We start from the raw sequence: 16,945 nt of genomic DNA, 5'->3' as shown, positions 1-16,945 counted from the left end.
AGACGAAACTTCTTCTTTAGTGACTTTTTGTTTTCAACAGAAATGAAAAATTATTTTTTCACATCCCTCGACTTATATTCTTTCTCTTTATACAAATCTCCCGCCACTATCACATGCGCCAAAGCATCTTTTGCAAATTCTTCATTCAATTTAACCGGAATGAAAGTAGTATCATTTTTGATTTTAAATTGTAGCGGCTTCAAATTGGGTTGCATGATTACCACATTATTTTCAACTCGGAAAGCGTTGATATCATTAAACTGCATTAGGCTTCTTCCTTTTTTTACAGGCTGATTACCGTTTAGATTTCTACCAACCATAGGCGTTTCAAACTGACCTCCAACATAACTTAACAAAGTAGGTGGAATATCGATCTGACTTGCCAATTGACTGTACACTTTACCCTTTGGCACACCAGGTCCCAATATCAATGCCGGAATATGGAATTTATTTATTGGAACTAAATTCTTGCCGTATGTTCGTGTATTATGATCCGCAATAACAATAAAAATAGTGTTTTTAAAATATGCCTCCTTTTTAGCCATTTCAAAGAATTTACCAATTGAAAAATCAGCATATTTCATAGCATTGTTAACCGTTGCCGCTTTTTTATCATAAGGTTTGATTCTTCCAGCAGGATATTCAAACGGTTCATGGTTTGAAGTTGAAAACATTAGAGAAAAGAAAGGTTTATCTCCTTTACTTTTGAAATAATTATTAGCCTTTACTGCCAAATCCTCATCAGAATACCCCCAAGTACCTTTGAAAGCATATTTATTCCCATCAGAATCAAAATCATCCTGATCTACAATATCCTGAAAACTATTACCGTTAAAAAACGAAGCCATATTGTCAAAATTTGACATTCCTCCGTAAATAAAACTAGTCTCGTAACCTTTTCTTTTAAAAGCATCTGCCAAAGTAAAAAATCCTTGCTGAGACCCTCCTAATTTCACAACGCTCTCTGATGGTGATGGAAGAAATCCTGTAATTACTGCTTCAATTCCACGAACACTGCGGGTTCCTGTACAATATAAATTTGTAAAAAGAAGTCCTTCTTTTGAAAGACGGTCAAATTCTGGAGTTAAAGGTTTTCCCCCTAAACTTCCCACATATTCTGCACCCAGACTCTCTTGTAAAAAAACCACTAAATTATAAGGCCTCTTCAAAAGTACTTTCGGGTTCTGAACGTGAAGAAAAGGAATTTCGGGAGTACTAAATTCATTCTCGCCAACCGTCATATATTTTTTTACACGAGCAATAGCTTCTGCTTTCTCCATTTTGCCATACATCTCCGTATTTGCTTCGTTTTTGAGAGAATAAGCAGCAAATGCAACGGTATAAAATGAATTTATGCCTAAAGAATTTGTCAACTGATCCGTCGAAAAAACAGCATTACTTCCATTAATCGGTCGCTTGGAAGCAAGGCTTGAACGTGCACCAAAAAACAATAAAAAAGCAACCAAAGGAAATATTGTCAATTTGCTTTTATAATCTGAATCCTTGGTGTAAAAAAACTCTTTACCTTTTTTGATAGCAAAATACAACGCAATTCCTAAAATTGAAAAAGTAACAATTATCGAAATCAAATAACTTTTCAAAAGCATTCCAACAACTTCTCGTGGATAAATCAGATAATCCAAAAATATTTTGTTTGGTCTTGTATCATATTGTTTAACAAAATCTGGAGTTGCCAATTCGATAAAAAGAATTAGAAAAAGAAATAAAAAACTATAACAAACCAAAAATTTATTGGTGAATCTGATCCATTTATTTGGCAAAAAAGTAATTAAAAGCGCTGGAAGAAACGAAATATAACACAACAGTATCAAATCCATTCGTAAACCAATAGGGAAAATATACCAATAATTATGAGTTTCTACAACTCTGTCCTCAAAAAGAAAAAACAAGAACAAGCGACTTAACGTCATTATGAGTAACCCAAATAAAATGAAATTCAAAATAGGTTTTAGAAAATTGAATTTTCTCATTAACAAAAATTTAAAATTTAAGAGCAATTGAATCTTAAACGATTAATAAAATTATAAAAAAGCGGTTGAATTTTGAAGGACTAGTAAGTATTGAACTACACGTCTTAACCCCTTATTTTTGGAGGGCAAATATAGCTTTGTTTATCTAATAATTCGTTCAAAATTTATTAAAATCATAGCGAGGAATAAAGCTGTAAAACAGCCTTGAAAATTCAAAAAACAATCATTCCTACAATGCTTTTTATCATAACTAATTAAACAACTATTACTTACACTAAACAAACCAGCCTTACTATGTTGTACTGCATTAGTAAACGAGCTTAACAAAAACGAAACACTTTCAAATATTTCAATTATTGATCAAAATAAAAACCGCTCGAAAGAGTTATTTGAAGAATAAAATTTGGAATTGATTCAAATTTTAAGTTACAATACTTTAAAAACTACATGAACTGTCCAAATAAATTTCACAGTCAAACTTATATACTTGCGAATTGCCAAAAAAAAGGTTGCCCATTAGAGATAAAAAACTTTAAATCTAAACGTTAACTATTGTATTTTTAATGAAATAACAACCTGAATCTTCATAAAATTAAATACTTTTGTAAAAACTATCCTAAATATGAATTTTGAATTAACAATCATTATACCTGTTTATAACGAAGAGGATAACCTAGATCGTGTGCATCAAGAAATGAAACAGTTTCTGTCCATTTCGAAGAAAAAGACAAAAATCCTATTTGTCAATGATGGCTCCAAAGACAACAGTCAAGCATTAATTGAAAAAATCTGCAAAGACAACGAAGAATTCACTTTTATTTCTTTCGAAAAAAACGCTGGTTTAAGTGCCGCCATCAAAGCCGGTTTTGATTATACAGACACTCCTTGGGTTGGTTATATTGATGCCGACTTACAAACAGCCCCAGAAGATTTTAACATTCTAATGGAATATACTGGAGAATATGACCTTGTAACTGGGGTACGCTCCAACAGAAAAGATTCCTTTACCAAAAATATGTCATCCACCATAGCCAACGGCATCCGAAGAGCTTTTACGGATGACGGCATGGACGACACAGGTTGTCCCTTAAAAATAATCCGCACGGATATGGCCAAAAGAATCCCAATGTTCAATGGATTACACCGTTTTTTACCAGCCATGATTTTGTTGCAAAATGGTAAAATCAAGCAAACTCCAGTTAGACATTTCCCTAGAGTGGCAGGGGTTTCAAAATTCAATCTTTGGAATCGACTATTGGGACCATTGCAAGATTGTTTTGCTTATTTGTGGATGAAGAAAAAATACATCAATTATAGTGTAGCAAAACAAGGATAATGAACAACATCATCATTTATTCCATAGGATTCATTGCTCAAATTTTATTTTCGAGCAGAATGATATTGCAATGGATTATTTCCGAAAAAAACAAAAAGGTATTGACTCCTGTTTTGTTTTGGGAAATCAGTTTATTTGCTTCTTTTTTATTGTTTGTTTACGGTTATTTTAGACATGATTTCTCAATTATGTTAGGACAGACAATCACTTATTACATTTACATCAGAAACATTCAACTGCAAAATGACTGGAAGAAAATACATGTGGCACTCCGGTGGTTCATTCTTTTATTCCCCGCTTTTATAGTTTGGTATTCCTATAACAATAATGTCTATGATTTAGACAATTTATTAAGAAATGAAGCAATTCCTAAATGGTTGCTTTGGACAGGGATCATAGGCCAAGTACTGTTTACATTGCGTTTTGTCTATCAATGGCTTTATTCTGAAAAGAAAAAAGATTCCGTATTGCCATTAGGCTTTTGGATCATTAGTTTGACTGGATCCCTTATCATATTCATTTATGCCATAATCAGAAAAGATCCAGTATTATTAGCAGGTCACGCCATAGGATTAGTCATTTATACTAGAAATATAATAATCATAAAGAAGGATGTCAAAATTAATTCATAATTACACTTTTTGGCTTTTTGTAGTAGCCTGCTTGATGCTTTTCCCGCATTTAGATGTTATCGAAGTGAACATCATGGAAGCTCGAAACTTTATTACTGCAAGAGAAATGGCAACCCATAATCATTGGATACTGACAACCCTCAATGATTTACCACGTTATGAAAAACCACCATTACCAACCTGGCTAACGGCTGTTTCCGGAATTATTTTTGGATTTGACAGTATTTATGGAATGCGAATCCCTGTTGCGTTAATTACATTATTACTTGTATTTGGAGTTTATAAATTTTCTGAAAAATTAGGTTTATCCAAACAGCAAAGTTTCCACAACGGACTTATTTTGATTACTTCTTTTTACATTTATTTCGCCGGAAGAGACAATCAATGGGACATGTACACCCACAGTTTCATGGTGGTTTGCATATTGTTCATTTGGGATTTATTGAATGGTTCAAAGAAACCTCTTTTTAATGCTGTCATGGCAGGATTATTTTTTGGATTTTCTTTTTTAAGCAAAGGACCAATTTCAGTTTATGCCTTATTATTGCCTTTTTTAATTGCTTATGGTTTTACTTACAAGTTTCACTTGAAAGACAAAAAAATGTACCTTATACTTATTCTTCTATTGGGTATAATCATCGGTTTATCATGGCCATTGTATGTCAAATGGGCAGATCCTGCAACCTATTTAAAAGTGACCAAAATAGAAAGCAGCCGATGGGGAAATTACAACACCAGACCTTTTTATTATTATTGGAGCTTTTTTACCCAAAGCGGTATTTGGACAGTCCCTGCATTTATTGCTTTAATTTATCCGTATTTAAAAAGCAGAGTCAGCAATTTAAAAGCTTATCAATTTACATTAATCTGGACGTTGGCTTCTGTGGTTTTACTTTCGATAGTACCCGAAAAAAAATCAAGATATTTATTGCCTGTTTTAATTCCGATGGCTTTGAACACAGGATTTTATATTGAATACTTGATTAACAATTTCAAAAATATCAGTCTAAAAAAGGAAAAAGGAATTGTTTATTTTGCTTTTGGGCTTATCGGAATCATTTGTATTGCTATTCCAGTTGGAATTTTCATCAAAGTAAAAAATGATTTAGCAGGATTCGAAATTTGGCTAATTGGCCTGAGCTTATCTTTATTAGCAATAGGTTATGTATTAGTTACAAACCTTAGAAACAAAAACTTTGCAAAAGTATTCTACGCAGTAATTGCCGTTCAGATAGCCGTTATTGTTTTTGGAATACCATTCACGGAACTAATTTTAAAAAATCCGGATTACGCCAGTGCAAAAGCAATCAGAGAGAAAGAAAAGAATTTGGGTGTTAGAACCTATGAATTAAATTCTTTTACACCCGAAATTATTTGGGATTATGGCTTCAGCATACCTATATTACTAAATGATGAAACCAATAAACTAAACTTACCCAAAGAGAGTAAATTTGGTTTATTGGCTTTGCAAGCGGACAGTATTGCCTCCAAAAAAGAATTTCAGAATTACAATCTAAAAAGAGTTTCGTATATCGATTTGAATCATGTTCCGAAAGACTCCAAAAAGCACAATGACAGATTGGTTAGAATATACTATATCGTTACGAAGAAATAATTATTCTTTTTCGTAACGTTCCATTTCTCTATCATAAAATTCATTGGCAAGAACAATCAGTCCTTCCATTTCGGCGTTTAATTCGGCTTCATCAAGGTCTTCTGCTTCTTCCATAAATTCAACCTCATCGTCTTTCAAATTGATGATGAATCTTGGGTAATCCAAGTGAATGATAAAAATATCATCTGGAAAATCAGTATTATCTCCCAGTAAAAATTTTGGTAATTCCATGTTTTTAAGTTTAATCGTTTATTTGTTTATTCGGTTAAACGGTTAAACAAATAACCGATTAACCAAAAATTTTATTTATCAGACAAAATAACCGGTGCACTTCCCTTTCCATTCATAAAAATAATTTTAGAATTTGGTGAAGCTGCCAGCTCTTTTTGTGCTTTAATTTGTTCGTATTGCAATTGTTTATCGGTTAATCCCAGAGAAATAATTCTTTGATAATCAGCGATACCTTGTGCTTCCACTCTTTTTCGCTCGGCTTCTTGTTTTTCTTTTTGAAGTACAAAAGTCATTTTTTGAGCATCTTGTTCGGCATTAATTTTACTTTCTATCGATTTTTTAACCGAAATTGGAAGATCAATATTTCGAATTAACAATTGTTCCAAAACTAAACCTCTGCTTTTAAAATCAGATTCAATAGTCTTAAAAATTCGCGCCTGAAACTCATTTCTTTTGGTCGAATACAATGCCACAGCATCATAAAAAACAGCGTTGTCACGTATTCTGGTTCTAGTGATTGGTCTTACTATTTTATCGGTATAATCCACACCAATAGTCTTAAAAATCTTTGGTGCATCGGTAGGAACCACACGATACAGAACAGTCAAATCAATAACTACTTCAAGTCCGTCGTTAGACAAAACACGAATGGCATCATCTCCTGCTTGTGCACCTTCGCCGTGAACAGCAGACATCGTGTAATTTTGTGTTTGAATATCAAATGTGGTAATATCCAAAAGCGGATTGATAACATGTAAACCGCTTTCCAATACATCAGAATCCACACTTCCATAAAGAGACTTCACTCCTACTTGCCCAGCGTCAATTTGCTTAAACATTGAAGAAAAAATTCCTAAAACGATTAGGATAAATCCAATAATCCTTAATAGACCAGTAAATTTAGAAAACGGATTAACATTGTGGCTTAATGCAAATCCAACAATCAGTAAAATTATTCCAAGAATAATAAATAGTATCATTTTATAGTTTTTAATTGGTACGTTGATTATACGTTAAAACCAATTATAAGTTACATTCTTACAAACACTTATTTTCCTGAATTTTCAAGAACCAGCTTTTTTGTCAAACGAGCAAAACGAATATACAAAAACAGAGCCGCCGCAGTCAAACCTGCCAAAAGGCCAATCCAAACACCAACCGCTTTTAAGTCGGTATATTTTCCCAAATAAAAAGAAATTGGGAAACCTACAATCCAATAGGCCACAAAAGTAATGTACATTGGAACTTTCACATCTTGCAAACCTCTCAAAGCACCCAAAACAACTACTTGAATTCCATCAGAAATTTGAAAAATAGCAGCTATCAATAATAATTTCGAAGTGATGAAAATGATTTCCTTATTATCCAAAACCTGAGCAGGATCATTCATATTCAAAAACAAATGCGGCAAGAAATTATGAAAAACAACAAAAATACAAGCAAAAAAAGCTTCAATCATTACCGCCAATAAAAAGATAGATCGCGCAACGATAATCAGGCCTTTATAGTCCGCCAACCCTTTGGAATGACTCACCCGAATCATGGCCGTAACACTCAAACCCATTGCCACCATAAATGTTGACGAAGCAAGTATCAAAGCAATTTGATTTGCTGCCTGACTATTTTTTCCCAATGTGCCCGAAAGCCAAATTGCCGCCGTAAACAAAGTCACCTCAAATAACATTTGCATAGCCGAAGGAAAACCTAGTCCAATAATTTTTTTAATAATTGATTTTTTTATTTCTTTAAAAGTGAAATTTTTAAAATACTGTTTCATAATGGCATTGTGTTTCATTAGATAATGCATAAAAACCACCATCATAATTCTGGAAATCACAGTTCCTAAAGCAGCCCCTACAACTCCCAATTTTGGAAAAATCCAAAAACCATAAATCAATACGTAGTTAAAAAACACGTGCACCACATTGGCCAAAATAATAGAATACATCGAATATTTAGTCAAAGACAATCCATCGGCAAATTGCTTATATCCTTGATACATCACAACCGGAATTAGAGAAAAAGCAACCCAATCAATATAAGGTGCCGCTAGTGCAACCACAGCTGGAGGCTGATTCATAAAATACATCAAGTGCTTCGACAACACAGTCAATATAAACAACGACACACCAAGAATCGTGCACAACAACAAACCATGGTGAAATGTAGTTCTGATTTTCTTATCGTTTTTCTCAGCATCGGCTTCAGCAGTTAATGGTGTTATAGCTGTAGAGAAACCTATCCCTATAGACAAAGCCAAAAAGATAAAACTATTCCCCAAAGAAACTGCGGCCAACTCAGTTGACCCTAAATTTCCAACCATATAATTATCCACAATTCCGATCAAAGTATGCCCAAGCATTCCTAGAATCACGGGATAAGCCAATTTTATATTATATGAGAATTCTTTAGTGTATTGTTCAACGTTCATTTTAATTTATTAAGTCAGCAAAGATAAATAGAAGCTTTCAATTGCATCAACAGTATTAAAAATATAACATCCGTTTTTTAGATATTTTTTGCGTAAATCAAGTAATTCTATAACAGTAAGCAATAATTCTATAACATTCCAGGCAAATCCTAACCTTACATTTGCAGGGTAGTTCTGATACAAATAAACAGAACCAATTAAAAAAATACCCAAAATTTCAATTATGAAAACTACAGTAAAAATTAAAGCATTATTTACATTCGCAATCGCACTATTCTTTGCAAACAATTCACAAGCTCAAGATACAAAAAGCTTCAATCAGGGATTCCGTTTAGGAATTGGTCTTAACGGAGGAATACCAACAGACAATGATGATTACGACTGGTCTTTGGGTGGAGATGTTCGCCTTCAATATGATTTAGCACCAAGAGCATCTCTAACACTTACAACAGGTTTTACTAATTTATTCGTTGACCCAAATGTAAAAGATTTAGGCTTCATTCCAGTAAAAGCTGGTTTTAAAGCTTTCATCGGTGGAAATCAATTTTATCTTTTAGGAGAAGTAGGTGGTGGTTTTGCAGTAACCAACGGTTATGACCAAAACACTTATATCTGGTCACCTGGAGTTGGATATGCTACTAAAAATATTGATTTAAGTTTACGTTATGAAGCTTATACAGATTATGATACTGATCAAATTGCATTACGTGTAGCATACGGATTTGATTTGTAAAAAAATAATTCGCCAAAAAAAGGCCTAATAATTGCAATGCCCCCGAAAAGTTAGAAACTATTTGGGGGCATTTTATTTATTTATATTCTAGCTTCTTATCCGTCAGGGTCTTCATAAAAGCAATTAGCTGTTTCTTTTCTAATGGCGTTAAATTTAATTTATCGATTGGCAACGTTTGATTGGATAAATTAAAACCCAAACCATTTCCACCGCCTCCATCATAGAAATCAATTACTTCTTCCAACGTTTTGAAAACACCATTGTGCATATAAGGAGCAGTTAATGCAATATTTCGAATCGTTGGTGTTTTAAACGAATAGCGATTCACTTCTGCTTTTGTCAAATCAAATTTACCCAAATCTTCATCTATCTTTTTGTCTTTTCCAGGAACACCTAGAACTTCACTCTCAGACCTATCAAAATTAGGGGGAACAGTCCCATTTGTCAAAGGGATAAAATGGCAGGTTGCACATTTGGCTTTACCTGCAAAAAGATTAAAACCAGCTATTTCATCAAGATTAAATTTTTCTTCCCCTCTCATATAACCATCAAATCTTGAATCATAATTACTTAAAGACCGAATGTATGATGCCAATGCATTTTTGATTGCAAAAGCAGTAATTTCTTTGTTTGGAAATGCTTTCTCAAAATTGGCAGCATATTTTTCACTCTTTTTTAAATCCAAAGCTGATTTCTCCAAAGACCCGTGCATTTCGTTCTCATTTGTAATCACGGCAATTGCCTGATCTTCTAGATAATTCACTCTCGAATCATAAAAAAAGCTACGCTGAAAAGCAATATTGGAGAGCGTTGGCGTATTCCTTTTTACCATTTGTTTTCCATCCAATGTAACTGCTTTTTCCATACCATCGGTAAAAGCTTTGTCAGCATAATGACAAGAAGCACAAGAACGAGTATTGTTGCCTGATAAAACAGGATCATTAAACAACAATTTACCCAATTCTATTTTCTCCTTTGTCGTTTTATAATCCGGAAATCCTGAAAAAGCTTCTGCATCAAAAGCATTTTTATCGAATAATGTCTGAGCTCCAACTTTCAATCCTCGACTTTCCTTAAAAAAAGGAATTTTCAAATCCGATTGCAATTCATAAATTGCTTTACTCAAAGGATTCAAATAATTTTTAATAAAATAGGCGCGGTCAAATTCATTAAACTTCAAATTTTTATTCAAATAATCTTTTCCTTCTTTTAATATTTTTAAAGTCGTCGAATTTTGTCCATTCTCATCATAAATAGCTAACTGTTTTTCGATACATTCCAATGAAGTTATCGCTTCTGGTAAAGAATTCAGGGCAATCGGAGAATCAAATCCCGTTATCCCCAATGTAATTATTCTAAAAACCTCCAAACGCATCGCATCAAAAACAGAAGCATCTGTTAACTCATTGGTTTTCGAAATCATTTCCAAACGGTACACATTAGCGGTGAGAATACCTATTTCTTTTAGAATTTCATTTTTGGCATTCTTATCATATACCGGAAAAAAAAATTCCTCAATAACCTGAAGTCCTGCTGGAGGAACTGTAATCCCTTCGTCATCTTCATATTCATCAAGAGCTGGACCGTTTATCGCTTTGGAAACTGACGGAAAAAAATATTCACTAATAGATTCAACTCTTTTATAACTCTGATGTGCTTTTAAAAATTGGTTTTGCAATTGCTTTTGAGTTGCTCCATTTTCGACTAAATGTTGTAGTTGAACAACATTTTTTTGCAAAAAAACCAAATCCGATTTGTACAAATCATTAATTTGCTCGGCTTTGGGCTTAGATTCGGAACAAGAAAACAGTAAAAAAGAGATAAAAAGGAAAACAATATTTTTCATATAAATGATTAAAAATGTAAAAAACAGAAACCACGATTTCAAGACAAAATCGTGGACTTCTGAAAAAAATAAAAAAAGTAAATTATCTAGCTAACCCTTTAATCAATACAATTTGGCTTGCTTGATTTTCATTTGGACGGCCATTTCCTCCATCAATATTTTTATACTTATCTCCAGTCCAAGTATGCGGTTGAACACTTAATAAAAAAGTATCATCTATTCCCAATTGCTCAGATACATCGATTAAAGCACCATATTCCCAATCTCCAAACTTAGAAGTTCCACCAACATTATATTTGGCTGCATCTGTTGCTGTACGACGGTGATCTAATTCAACTACCACTTTTAGTTGTTTTGTCGCAATATTGTACTGATAAATATAGGCGTCATGTGTTTCATCACCATAACCATTTGCATCTTCTTCTACATAAACATAGTTTTTAGTTACACAAATATTATCTGGATTTTGAAATTTTCCGGCAATCCCAGTACGATCGTCTCCGTCAAGTAACACCTGCAAAGTTCCTGACAATGGATTTGCGGCATCCAAGTTCAATTTATAAACTCTACCATATTTGGTTCTGGACGCATCAGCATTTGTTTTAACGTAATCTTGACCCGTAACATTAAAGTAAATTTCACGATCGGCAGCATCGCCACCTTTTCTATAATCAAGGTCTTCCACTCTACCAAATTTGATGGCAGATAATGTATTTACCGCAGCATTGATTTGTGCCCCAGTCAAAGTAGTATGATTTTCAATTTTCACAAAAGAAACTGGATAATCTTTCCCCGTAACCATATCTTTCTCTCTTTGGTTACCATCCGTTCTTTTCATCATGTACAATGAACCGTTTGTAAGATCCCCAACTGTATTCGCCACATACATAAACAATTGACCTCCATAAGTTCCAGAATCATCATCACCAATGACTACCACCGTTTTACCTGCAAAAGCAGTTTTTCTTAAAGGCAAAGCATTTTCGGCGCTTAGGCGTCCAAAACCAGGCAACTCTTTAGAAACACTTGCCGATCCTACATCCCCATAAGGATTCAAGGCATGTGTACGAGACTCTTCTCCAGATTCACCACAAGTTAGGTAAGTTGGTCCAAAACCATGTTCTGCAGGAGTAGCCATTGTAGCACCGCATAATCTCCAAGTACCTCCTTTTGAATTCAATAAATACTCTCCTTTTACCGGCTTAAATGTTTTGTCCAATGTTATTCTGGATACCGAAAAGTTATCTTCCTGATTTACTAAAAATGTAAAAGTCCCATCTTCATTTTTCAATAATCCGGAACCATCTGCAGAGCCTCCAAAAACATAATTTGGACTTCCCGCCAAAACATCGTCAGAACTAATAACAGAAAACAATTCCAGTTTCTCAAAACCAGCTTGTTTTTTCAATAAAACTGGTGTTACTGATTGATTGGCTGCCAAAACAGTGCTGTTAATTGGATTCTCTTCTGCATTTTTATCATCGTTACATGATACTAATGATGCAACTGCAAGCATCGATAGAATAATTTTTTTCATTTGGTTGTTTGTTTAAATTCGACACAAAGAAACCTCCATATTTTTAACTGAAAATGAACTGAATATTAACAAAACTTCAACAAAATCTAACTAAAACAAGTAAAATATCAATTATTTTACACAAACCTGCAAAACATCAAAGAAAACAAAGATTCAAAAAACCACCTATTTTCTCCGTAATCCCTTTCAAAACAAAGGTTCAATTTCCCTCTCCCAACAAAAAAGACTACTTTTGGGGAGCTAATCCAGCTGTTCGCTATAATCTTTTTCAAGAACTGCTTTTTTTCTAAGTCCTTGCAACAGCTTCCTCCGGTCGCTTTGCCAGTACAAGAAAAAAATAGCTGTTCTTTTCAAAAGGATTTCCACTTCCATCTGGGCTAGGGCATTCATTTTCAAAACAACTTTTCATGGAAAAATTCACACTTGAAATCCTTTTTCACATTATCGGAATTGGTTCAGCATCGGGACTCATTTACAAAGACAACAATTTATTCATCATAGGCGACAACAGCGGATTTCTATACGAATACAGCATAGAATCCAAAAATCTGCAACGCCACGAAATCATAGAAAACGCCACCGAAAATATTGCCAAAAGTGAAAAACCCGATTTTGAGGCCATCACCCATTATGGAGACAATCTCTATGTTTTTGGTTCTGGGTCAACTGCAAAAAGGAATAAAATGATCCAAATCAACACGCTTGAAAAAGAAATAAGCACTAATGACCTCACTGATTTATATTCGGTAATGCAAAGTTTTGGCGAAATAAAACCCGAAGATTTCAATATAGAGGGCGCTGTTTATACAGGAGAAGAATGGTACTTATTCAACCGAGGCAACGGAAAATCAGCCAAAAATGTATTGTTTACCATCCAAGGAAAAAATTTGATTAATGAATTCAACATCCTTTCCAACAATTATAAATTACCCAAAATAAAAGGAGTGCGAAGCAGTTTTACCGATGCCGCTACGATCGACAATAAAATTTACTTTTTATCAACTGCCGAAGACACTGATTCCACATACCATGATGGAGAAATATTAGGTAGTTTTATTGGGTGCATCGACATCAAAACCATGAAAATCGATTTCACCAAAAAAATCAGTGACACCCATAAATTTGAAGGACTAACGGTTTATAAAAATTCTCCAGACGCAATTGAGTTTCTACTTTGTGAAGATAATGACACCGAAGTATTGGAAGCCAATATTTATAAATTAACATTAAACAAAAAACATTAAAAGTAAAATAATGAACGACTTAAAAAATAAAAATGCCCTAATTACGGGTGCTGGAAAAGGAATTGGTAAGGCAGTTGCCCTTGCTTTGGCAAAAGAAGGTGTAAACGTAATTTTATTGGCTCGAACACAATCAGAAATTGATGAAGTAGCAAAAGAATCAAGCACGTTCGGCGTAAAATCATTAGCCATAACCGCCGATGTTGCCAATATCAACTCCGTAAATTCAGCTGTAGAAAAAGCCTTAGCTGAATTTAAAACCATTGACATTTTAATCAATAACGCCGGAATTGCTGCTTTTGGTAATTTTTTAGAATTAGAGCCAGCCGATTGGGAACGCATTATTCAGGTTAATTTAATGGGAACGTATTATGTAACCCGTGCTATTTTGCCCAACATGATTGAAAGAAAAACAGGAGATATTATCAATATTTCCTCAACAGCAGGATTAAACGGAAATGCATTAACTAGTGCGTATAGTGCTTCTAAGTTTGCTGTTTTGGGATTGACAGACTCTTTGATGCAAGAAGTACGTAAACACAACATTCGCGTTACCGCTTTAACGCCAAGTACTGTTGCAACCGATATGGCAAAGGAATTAAACCTTACTGATGGAAATCCTGAAAAAGTAATGCAATCTGAAGATATGGCTGAATTAATCATTGCCCAGCTAAAATTAAACCGACGCGTATTTATTAAAAACAGCAGTATTTGGTCAACAAATCCTTAGCCAATAACAACGTAAACTAAAAAACGTCAACTAAAAACTGCTTCTTTTAAATTTGCCAAAATGCATTAGTTTACAAAGTAAATGGTATAGAATTTTGAGATAATAGCTATGGGGGAAATATTCAGTAATAAATAAATGTATAGATATCAAATATTTATAAATCTAAAAAAACAATAAAAAACAGATTACTTCTAAAAATATAGACAAGTATTTAATTTATTTTGACAATGATGAGCTCGATATTGTATCGGGCTCATTTTTTTAAATATAATTACTGCATTATTGTATAATTTGATGTGTTGTACAATCTTTTGCATAACTCCTAATACTTGCATTTTTTTTAAACTTAATTAGAATGCTTGTATAAATTGATTGAGAAATGGATTTCATATTAACTCAATGACAATAACAAATTTGATGTAAATGTTAAAATAAAGTTAATTTTAAGTACTATGCGATACACAATACCTTTTTTAAGATATATATTTGCATAGGATATTATTATATGATTTTAATATCTACAAAAAACAACCATCAAAAAAAAAAACAATCAAAAATCAAGTATCATGAAAAATTCAATTTTAATCTTAGGAATCACATTAGTATCTCTATCTAATATTTGTAAAGCTTCAAACACAATAAACAGTCAAGTTGCTACGTATCAAGCAATAGTTTCTTTGAGCGAAAATGACACAATAACATCAAATGAAAAAACAGCAATAGTAAAACCCGAAGTAATTATGGATTCTGAAACTTTTAATCCAGAAACTGTAATTGGGTCCAATTCTAAAACGGTTAACGAAATTATTTCTGAAAACGATAAACTAACAGAAAACACAACTTCGGATGAAATAGAATTTATAGTTTTCGAAGATTCCATGAAAGATATTATAGCTCAATCTGACTTAATAATTGAGAATACAGTTTCAAATGAAGCTTATCCACTTTCTATTGAAAACACTATTGAATCTGAAATAACGCAACTTGAAATGATTATTGAAAGTTCTGTCTCTGATGAAGTTAGTCCTTTGAACTTTAAAGAAATTAATAAAAACACGTTTTTGCAAAACAACTTGAATACAAAAACTTTTGTTGGAATGAATTAATAATAGTAAAACAACAAGTAGCTAAATTAGGGCAGGTATAAAGTTTACCAAATAAAAAAGCACCATTATAAAAGTATAATGATGCTTTTTTTTATGTTCAAAAATCGTTTTTATCTTAAATTTTAAACCTCAACATTCAAAAATTCCATTCGAACGCTTCCGTCTTCATCAATTTTTGTCAAATTGATTTCGTGCAAAGTGTTAACCAATTCCGGGTTCCAAGGCGTTTTCACTTTTACGTAGTTCTCGGTAAAACCATGAATATAACCTTCTTTATTTTCACTTTCAAAAAGAACAGTTCTATTGGTTCCCAACTGGCTTTCATAAAAAGCACGACGTTTTTTAACTGATAAACCTCTTAGCATTTTGCTTCGTTTGGCACGAACGTTTCCAGGAACAACTCCTTCCATTTCGGCAGCTTCTGTATTATCACGCTCCGAATAAGTAAAAACATGCAAATACGAAATATCCATTTCATTCAGAAAATGATAGGTTTCCAAGAAATGCTCGTCAGTTTCTCCCGGAAATCCAACAATCACATCCACACCTATACAAGCATGTGGCATCACTTCCCTAATTTTGTTCACTCTTTCGGTATAGACTTCACGCAAATAACGGCGTTTCATTAACTTCAAAATATCATTGCTTCCCGATTGCAGCGGAATGTGAAAATGAGGTACAAAAGTTCTGCTTTTAGAAACAAATTCAATCGTCTCATTTTTCAAGAGATTAGGCTCAATCGAAGAAATACGCAATCTTTCAATCCCTTCAACTTCGTCTAATGCCTTAACTAATTCCAGAAAAGTATGTTCGTGTTTTTTATTACCGAATTCCCCTTTTCCATAATCCCCAATATTGACACCTGTCAGGACAATTTCTTTGATATTTTGCTTCGAAATTTCGAAAGCATTCTTCAATACATTCTCCAATTCATCACTTCTCGAAATTCCACGCGCCAAAGGAATTGTGCAATAGGTACATTTATAATCACAACCATCCTGAACTTTTAAAAAAGCACGTGTTCTGTCCCCAATCGAATAACTGCCTACATAAAAATCGGCTTCGGCTATCTCACACGAATGCACTTCACCAAAATCATTCTTTGACAAATCATTGATATAATCTGCTAGTTTGAATTTTTCAGTCGCTCCAAGAACCAAATCAACTCCATCAACATTGGCCAATTCTTCTGGTTTCAACTGTGCATAACAACCTACCGCAGCGACAAAAGCCTTATCGTTCAACTTCATTGCCTTGCGCACCACTTGTTTGAATTGCTTATCGGCATTTTCTGTAACCGAACAAGTATTGATTACATACATATCAGCCACTTCCTCAAAATCAACTCGATCAAAACCTTCATCTTCCAAATTACGTGCAATGGTTGATGTTTCCGAAAAATTCAGTTTGCAACCAAGCGTGTAAAAAGCAACTTTTTTTCTATTCTCCATAATTAACCTTAAATTAATGAAATCGTTGTCAAAAAATTTAAGTGCGCAAATTTACGAACAAAAAT

14 protein-coding genes are annotated in these 16,945 nt (G+C 33.5%); 7 read left to right on the top strand and 7 right to left on the bottom strand.

The features are described from left to right. Positions 1-50: 50 nt before the first annotated feature. Positions 51-1,991, bottom strand: coding sequence for an LTA synthase family protein (locus tag HQN62_RS06985; RefSeq protein ID WP_173503814.1), 1,941 nt, complete (start codon positions 1,989-1,991; stop codon positions 51-53). A 622-nt stretch (positions 1,992-2,613) separates the two neighbouring features. On the opposite strand from HQN62_RS06985, the gene HQN62_RS06980 reads away from it, so the two are divergent. The 3 genes from HQN62_RS06980 to HQN62_RS06970 are packed head-to-tail and all read left to right on the top strand — an operon-like array spanning position 2,614 to position 5,574. Further along, positions 2,614-3,327, top strand: a complete 714-nt coding sequence (locus tag HQN62_RS06980; protein WP_173503813.1) for a glycosyltransferase family 2 protein — start codon at positions 2,614-2,616, stop codon at positions 3,325-3,327. After that, a complete protein-coding gene (locus HQN62_RS06975; RefSeq protein ID WP_173503812.1) occupies positions 3,327-3,959 on the top strand; it encodes a lipid-A-disaccharide synthase N-terminal domain-containing protein in 633 nt (210 codons plus the stop codon). Before HQN62_RS06980 ends, HQN62_RS06975 begins: the two co-directional genes overlap by 1 nt. Further along, a complete protein-coding gene (locus tag HQN62_RS06970) occupies positions 3,940-5,574 on the top strand; it encodes an ArnT family glycosyltransferase (protein WP_254454493.1) in 1,635 nt (544 codons plus the stop codon). Before HQN62_RS06975 ends, HQN62_RS06970 begins: the two co-directional genes overlap by 20 nt. Here HQN62_RS06970 and HQN62_RS06965 read toward each other — a convergent pair whose 3' ends face one another. The 3 genes from HQN62_RS06965 to HQN62_RS06955 form a co-directional block, all read right to left on the bottom strand. Continuing rightward, on the bottom strand, positions 5,575-5,805 hold the full coding sequence (locus HQN62_RS06965) for a hypothetical protein (RefSeq protein WP_116795862.1): 231 nt from the start codon (positions 5,803-5,805) through the stop codon (positions 5,575-5,577). A gap of 71 nt (positions 5,806-5,876) precedes the next feature. Then, positions 5,877-6,785, bottom strand: a complete 909-nt coding sequence (locus HQN62_RS06960) for a prohibitin family protein (protein ID WP_116795863.1) — start codon at positions 6,783-6,785, stop codon at positions 5,877-5,879. A 68-nt stretch (positions 6,786-6,853) separates the two neighbouring features. Then, on the bottom strand, positions 6,854-8,236 hold the full coding sequence (locus HQN62_RS06955) for an MATE family efflux transporter (protein WP_173503811.1): 1,383 nt from the start codon (positions 8,234-8,236) through the stop codon (positions 6,854-6,856). A gap of 223 nt (positions 8,237-8,459) precedes the next feature. Between HQN62_RS06955 and HQN62_RS06950 the strand changes: the two genes are divergently transcribed. Continuing rightward, complete coding sequence (locus HQN62_RS06950; RefSeq protein WP_116795866.1) at positions 8,460-8,969, top strand: hypothetical protein; 510 nt, start codon at positions 8,460-8,462, stop codon at positions 8,967-8,969. 76 nt (positions 8,970-9,045) lie between these two features. Here the strand turns inward: HQN62_RS06950 and HQN62_RS06945 are convergent, their stop codons facing one another. Further along, positions 9,046-10,815 carry a cytochrome-c peroxidase gene (locus HQN62_RS06945; RefSeq protein WP_173503810.1) on the bottom strand — a complete coding sequence of 590 codons (1,770 nt, stop codon included), beginning with the start codon at positions 10,813-10,815 and terminating at the stop codon, positions 9,046-9,048. A gap of 82 nt (positions 10,816-10,897) precedes the next feature. Beyond that, on the bottom strand, positions 10,898-12,352 hold the full coding sequence (locus tag HQN62_RS06940; RefSeq protein ID WP_173503809.1) for a PhoX family protein: 1,455 nt from the start codon (positions 12,350-12,352) through the stop codon (positions 10,898-10,900). 407 nt (positions 12,353-12,759) lie between these two features. Between HQN62_RS06940 and HQN62_RS06935 the strand changes: the two genes are divergently transcribed. From HQN62_RS06935 to HQN62_RS06925, 3 genes are all read left to right on the top strand, one after another. Further along, positions 12,760-13,596 (top strand): DUF6929 family protein, encoded by an 837-nt coding sequence (locus HQN62_RS06935; protein WP_173503808.1) that lies wholly within the window; start codon positions 12,760-12,762, stop codon positions 13,594-13,596. A gap of 10 nt (positions 13,597-13,606) precedes the next feature. Further along, entirely contained in the window at positions 13,607-14,323 is a 717-nt protein-coding gene (locus HQN62_RS06930) for a 3-ketoacyl-ACP reductase (protein WP_173503807.1), read from the top strand. A gap of 566 nt (positions 14,324-14,889) precedes the next feature. Continuing rightward, positions 14,890-15,429: a hypothetical protein gene (locus HQN62_RS06925; protein ID WP_173503806.1), complete on the top strand. Its 540-nt coding sequence runs from the start codon at positions 14,890-14,892 to the stop codon at positions 15,427-15,429. 122 nt (positions 15,430-15,551) lie between these two features. Here the strand turns inward: HQN62_RS06925 and mtaB are convergent, their stop codons facing one another. Beyond that, positions 15,552-16,880, bottom strand: coding sequence for a tRNA (N(6)-L-threonylcarbamoyladenosine(37)-C(2))-methylthiotransferase MtaB (gene mtaB / locus HQN62_RS06920; protein WP_173503805.1), 1,329 nt, complete (start codon positions 16,878-16,880; stop codon positions 15,552-15,554). Positions 16,881-16,945 lie beyond the last annotated feature (65 nt).

Origin of the sequence: Flavobacterium sp. M31R6 (assembly GCF_013284035.1) — a bacterium.
Lineage (GTDB): Bacteria > Bacteroidota > Bacteroidia > Flavobacteriales > Flavobacteriaceae > Flavobacterium.
The sequence above is the reverse complement of the archived record's forward strand: the minus strand, read 5'-3'. Positions and strand labels throughout refer to the sequence as shown.

Coding starts and splice junctions, on each gene's coding strand:
- HQN62_RS06965 (WP_116795862.1), bottom strand. CDS start 5,805: ATGGAATTACCAAAATTTTTACTGGGAGATAATACTGATTTTCCAGAT.
- HQN62_RS06925 (WP_173503806.1), top strand. CDS start 14,890: ATGAAAAATTCAATTTTAATCTTAGGAATCACATTAGTATCTCTATCT.
- HQN62_RS06970 (WP_254454493.1), top strand. CDS start 3,940: ATGTCAAAATTAATTCATAATTACACTTTTTGGCTTTTTGTAGTAGCC.
- HQN62_RS06975 (WP_173503812.1), top strand. CDS start 3,327: ATGAACAACATCATCATTTATTCCATAGGATTCATTGCTCAAATTTTA.
- HQN62_RS06935 (WP_173503808.1), top strand. CDS start 12,760: ATGGAAAAATTCACACTTGAAATCCTTTTTCACATTATCGGAATTGGT.
- HQN62_RS06955 (WP_173503811.1), bottom strand. CDS start 8,236: ATGAACGTTGAACAATACACTAAAGAATTCTCATATAATATAAAATTG.
- HQN62_RS06980 (WP_173503813.1), top strand. CDS start 2,614: ATGAATTTTGAATTAACAATCATTATACCTGTTTATAACGAAGAGGAT.
- HQN62_RS06930 (WP_173503807.1), top strand. CDS start 13,607: ATGAACGACTTAAAAAATAAAAATGCCCTAATTACGGGTGCTGGAAAA.
- HQN62_RS06945 (WP_173503810.1), bottom strand. CDS start 10,815: ATGAAAAATATTGTTTTCCTTTTTATCTCTTTTTTACTGTTTTCTTGT.
- HQN62_RS06950 (WP_116795866.1), top strand. CDS start 8,460: ATGAAAACTACAGTAAAAATTAAAGCATTATTTACATTCGCAATCGCA.
- HQN62_RS06985 (WP_173503814.1), bottom strand. CDS start 1,991: ATGAGAAAATTCAATTTTCTAAAACCTATTTTGAATTTCATTTTATTT.
- HQN62_RS06960 (WP_116795863.1), bottom strand. CDS start 6,785: ATGATACTATTTATTATTCTTGGAATAATTTTACTGATTGTTGGATTT.
- mtaB (WP_173503805.1), bottom strand. CDS start 16,880: ATGGAGAATAGAAAAAAAGTTGCTTTTTACACGCTTGGTTGCAAACTG.
- HQN62_RS06940 (WP_173503809.1), bottom strand. CDS start 12,352: ATGAAAAAAATTATTCTATCGATGCTTGCAGTTGCATCATTAGTATCA.